This window comes from Mycobacterium sp. ZZG (assembly GCF_054786995.1).
Map to the genome: position 1 here is coordinate 1 of NZ_JBTBFV010000121.1, position 4,120 is coordinate 4,120.

At 64.5% G+C, this 4,120-nt stretch carries 4 protein-coding genes and 2 pseudogenes; all 6 read right to left on the reverse strand.

The annotated features are described in order from the left end of the window. Positions 1–151 precede the first annotated feature (151 nt). A pseudogene (locus ACXMYJ_RS28635) lies at positions 152–394 on the reverse strand (integrase core domain-containing protein); the annotation flags it as partial. Positions 395–437: 43 nt separating this feature from the next. Next, on the reverse strand, positions 438–737 hold the full coding sequence (locus ACXMYJ_RS28640; protein WP_260754051.1) for a hypothetical protein: 300 nt from the start codon (positions 735–737) through the stop codon (positions 438–440). Then, positions 734–2,650, reverse strand: coding sequence for a tyrosine-type recombinase/integrase (locus tag ACXMYJ_RS28645; protein ID WP_260754053.1), 1,917 nt, complete (start codon positions 2,648–2,650; stop codon positions 734–736). Before ACXMYJ_RS28645 ends, ACXMYJ_RS28640 begins: the two co-directional genes overlap by 4 nt. Then, complete coding sequence (locus tag ACXMYJ_RS28650; RefSeq protein ID WP_260754781.1) at positions 2,616–3,095, reverse strand: tyrosine-type recombinase/integrase; 480 nt, start codon at positions 3,093–3,095, stop codon at positions 2,616–2,618. Before ACXMYJ_RS28650 ends, ACXMYJ_RS28645 begins: the two co-directional genes overlap by 35 nt. Continuing rightward, on the reverse strand, positions 3,095–3,700 hold the full coding sequence (locus tag ACXMYJ_RS28655; protein WP_460359488.1) for a site-specific integrase: 606 nt from the start codon (positions 3,698–3,700) through the stop codon (positions 3,095–3,097). Before ACXMYJ_RS28655 ends, ACXMYJ_RS28650 begins: the two co-directional genes overlap by 1 nt. Positions 3,701–3,801: 101 nt before the next feature. Then, a pseudogene (locus ACXMYJ_RS28660) lies at positions 3,802–4,120 on the reverse strand (transposase); the annotation flags it as partial.

The window sequence follows — 4,120 nt, forward strand, 5'->3', positions numbered from 1 at the left end:
AGGTAGGTGATGTCGGTGGACCACACCGCGTCGATACGGCCCTGGTCAAAGCGGCGACCCACCAGATCCGGCGGGAACGACGCGCACGGATCAACGACCGTGGTGGTCTTGAAGGTGCGCGGACTGAACCGCCCCAGGTTCTCCGCCGCTTCTATACGGGTTGCGGCTCTCGGTTGAGGGTCGCGTAATGGGCTTGCTCGAACTCCACGGGGGTCATCATCTCAAGGCTGCTGTGCAGGCGCCTGGTGTTGTACCAGTCGACCCAGCCGGCGGTGGCGTACTCGACGTCTCCGATGTTGCGGTAGGGGCCGGCGTGGAAGATCGTGGTGCGGATGCACTCGGTCTTGTACAGCCCGATTACGCACTCCATCAACGCGTTGTCGTAGGCTTGACCGGCTAATGCGGGCTCAGGGAGCTGTGTTGGCGTGCGGAGTGGTTCATTGTCGGGGTGGTGTGGTGAGTTTGCGGAGTTGTTCGTCGTGGCGTTTGACGCGTGCGGCGAGTGCTTCGACGGCGGTGCGTAGGTGGGCGACGTCGGTGGCCAGGCCGGTGAGGGTGCGGGCGTCGGTTTGTCGGGTGCGGTGTTCGTCGACGATGGCGCGGAGCTGGCGGTCGCGGTAGAGGGTGGCGCGGCTGATCTGGGCGTGCTCGGCGACGGCGGTGAAGGTGATGGGCTGGCCGGCGGTGGCGAGGTTGGCGCAGACCCGTTCGACGCGCAGCAGGGCGGGTTCGTTCATGCGGATGCCGCTGCGGTGATGAGCGCGTCGAGTCGGGAGACGAGCTTGCGGTGGCGGTCGGCTTCGTTGATCCATCCCCGTTTTTCTGCGTCTACGGCCAGATCGTGGGCGTCGATGCGTTGGGCGGCAAGGACAGCGAGGTGGGTGGCGTCGGTGTGGAAGCTGGGACAGTGTTCGCAGATGTTGGCATACGGGCAGGACCCTTGCGCGGGTGCGCGTAGGCAGTATCCGCCGGCCAGGCGGGATTTGATGGCCGGGGTGTCTTTCCAGCCGGTGCCGGTGATATCGGTCAGCGGCAACCCGACTGCGGTGGTGGTGGGCAGCGCTCCGATATGACTTTTGGCCAGGTCCAAGGCGCGTTCGTATTCGGTGCGTACGGTGTGGTCGAAGAGGTGGGCATATCGCAGACTCATCTGGGAGGAGACGTGGCCCAGCAGTGCCATGAGGGCCTGCAGCGATACTCCAGCGTTGATCAGTGCAGTGGCATAGGTGTGTCGCAGTTGATGCGGTGTGATGTGTCCTAGGCCAGCAGCTTGGGCTGCCCGGTTCAGTTCTTCGCGTATTGCGTTCTGGGACAGTCTTTTCCCGTGGTGAGTGAACAGGAAGTCGGCGGGGGCGCCGGTGCGGGGATGGATCATCGGTCGCCCGCAGGAGCGGGTTGTGGTGATGCGGTCCACGAGGGTGAGGACCTCGTCGTCGACGGGGATCATGCGTTCGGAGTTGAGCTTGCCGAGGGGAACTTTGAGCCACGATCCCTGGCCCGGGATCTCGTGGATGCAGTCGAGTTCGAGGTCGAGCAGTTCACCGATGCGCAGTCCGCAGGCCCGCTGCACCAGCAGGGCGTCAGCGGCGAGTCGGTAAGGTGATTTCGCCAGGGCGGCAGTGAGTGTGCGGTCTGCATCGACCGGTAGATATCGGGGCAGACAGCGGGGTGGCCGCGGCATGTCGGTGCGGAAGATCAGGCGCCGCGGTGGGGCGTCGTCCCATCCCCATTCGGTGATTTCGGCCAGGAAGTTGCCCACCGCGTGGATGCGTCGGATCCGGTCGGCGATGGTGATCGGCTCACCGGTGACGCTGTTGGTGGCGGTGGTCAGCGAGGTGATGAACGGCTCGATGTGCCGGCGGCGGTCCAGTTGGTTCAGCGAGGTCAGGCTGGGGTCGGTGGCGGCGAGGTAGCGGCCGAAATGTGCCAATCGGGTGGCCAGGGAGCTGACCGTTTTGGGCACGCAGGTGGCGTATTTGCGGTTCAGATAGGCCACGAACTCCGGCCGCAGCGCCGCCGGGACGTCGGCCATGCGCTCCTCGAGGGTCAACGGGGCGACCGCCGGAGGTGCTTGGTCGTCGAGGATGCCGAGGTGGAACAGGATCTGGCGGGCACTGTGGGTGGTGCTGCGATAGTGCCTGGCACCGCGGCCGGTGCGTTCCTGTCGGCTATCGCAAGCGTGCAGCAACTCTTGCAGATCATGTTCCCGCAGATCGGCCAGGGGGCGGGCGGTCTGGATCAGCAGGCGGGCGATGATCTGCGAGCCGATCGCCGAAGCGACCCGCTGACTGAAACCCAATTCGGCTGCTGCGCGCAGGAACTGATCGAGGTCGGGTTGCAGGCAGCTGTCGGTCAGCTCGTGCCAGAGGCTGCAGAGTTTGCGGTGCACGAGGTAGTCGTAACCCGGTTGCAGCCGTCGGCTGACCATCAGGAACGTGATAAACGGCCGCGTCGAACAGTTCGCCGCCAACTGCTGCTGCAGTGGGATGTCGGCCCAGGTCTGGACTCGGGGCCAGCGCCGTAGAAACGATCGGGCGGCTTGGGCATAAGCGGTGTTGCCGCGGTCCCGGCGTTGTAGGTGAACCAGGTAGGCAGCGTAGATCTGCGCCGGTGTTTCAGGGGCGGGAACGTAATCGTGTTCGGGCAGCATCGTATTCCGCCTTGACGTGGATGGGTGCCAGATGGATGTAGCGGGCTGTGGTGTCGATGTGGGAGTGCCCGAGCAGAGCTTGCATCACCGCCAGATCCACCCCGGCCTCGGCCATCGCGGTGCCGAAGGTATGTCGTAACGCATGCGGGTGACCCGCGAGCACCCCGGTCTTGGCTCGGTGATACCGGAAGATTGTGCGTAAACCGGCCGCGGTCAAGGGTTGGCCCCGATGCGGGCCTTTCGCGACCAGGAATAGGAGGTTGCTGTCCGATTCGGGTCTTTCAACGAGCAGATAGGTTTGGATCAGCCCGGCGACCTCCACATCGAGAGGCACGCGGCGCTCCTTGGCGCCTTTGCCCATCACCTTCACCCAGCGGGCACCGATATCGACATCGGTCACGTTGAGGGTCAGCAGTTCTCCAGATCGAAGCCCGGACAACAACATCAGCCCAGCCAGTGCCCGGTCACGCCACGTCCGCAGGCTCGATAACACAGCTGAGCGGTCTCGTGACGATTCAAGGCCCGCGGCAGCCGACGCGGTTCGCGCAGCCGCAGCGCCGATCGGCGTTTGGGCCGGACCAAATGTCCAAGCAAGCCGGTGCGTTCCTCAGCGCTGACCCGACGGGCTTCGCGGCCACTAGGGATCGGGCTCCGCAGCCTGGGGTCACGCAGTTCGCGGAACTGGTACAGGCCGGTCAATGCGGCAAGGCGGTGGTTGATGGTCGTCGACGAGTAGTGGTCGTAGGCCGCGCCGGTCATCGACACCACATTGGCGGGGCGCCCCGCGATCGGAGTCTGCCGGCAGTGCCGCATGAAGTCCAGCACCGTCTCGGTGGTCACCGCACTCAATGTGACATCGACGTCGTCGAGCCAACGGCAGAATGCCAGCAGGTCATAGCCGTAGGCTCGCAGCGTGCGGGGAGAATAATTCCGGTCGGCCAAATACCCCAGGTACTCGTTGACCAACGCGTACTTCTCACAGCCCGGACCGGACAACACCCAGGCGACATCGGTGCCTGGGTGCAGACGCAGCTGATGCTGAATCGCCATAAGACAAGTGCAACCCCGCCGCCTACCGCCAGTCAAGCATTTTCCTTGCTGGCGTGTCGTTTACGTGCCTGCATTCTCCCGGATTAGCCGGTCAACAGGCAGTCGGCTACCGACCCGATCGAGGGCAAGATGCCCTCCTCGGCAAGGTGGTCGGTGAAAGTGATCGAGGTGTATTGCGACCCGGCATCGGCGTGACCGATGAGCTCTCCGCGGACCACGGGGTGACCCTCACGGTCGCGCTGCCACAAGGCCATGCGTAGCGGCACGTCGACCAGCTCGACGGCCTTAGTGGGTGCCACGTTCCACGCGATGATCTTCTGGGCGAACACGTCGAGGATGAACGCGACGTAGACAAATCCAACCCAGGTGCGGGCGTAGGTGAAGTCCATGACCCAGGTGCGGTTGGGTGCTTGGGCCGTG

Coding starts and splice junctions, on each gene's coding strand:
- ACXMYJ_RS28640 (WP_260754051.1), bottom strand. CDS start 737: ATGAACGAACCCGCCCTGCTGCGCGTCGAACGGGTCTGCGCCAACCTC.
- ACXMYJ_RS28645 (WP_260754053.1), bottom strand. CDS start 2,650: ATGCTGCCCGAACACGATTACGTTCCCGCCCCTGAAACACCGGCGCAG.
- ACXMYJ_RS28650 (WP_260754781.1), bottom strand. CDS start 3,095: ATGTTGTTGTCCGGGCTTCGATCTGGAGAACTGCTGACCCTCAACGTG.
- ACXMYJ_RS28655 (WP_460359488.1), bottom strand. CDS start 3,700: ATGGCGATTCAGCATCAGCTGCGTCTGCACCCAGGCACCGATGTCGCC.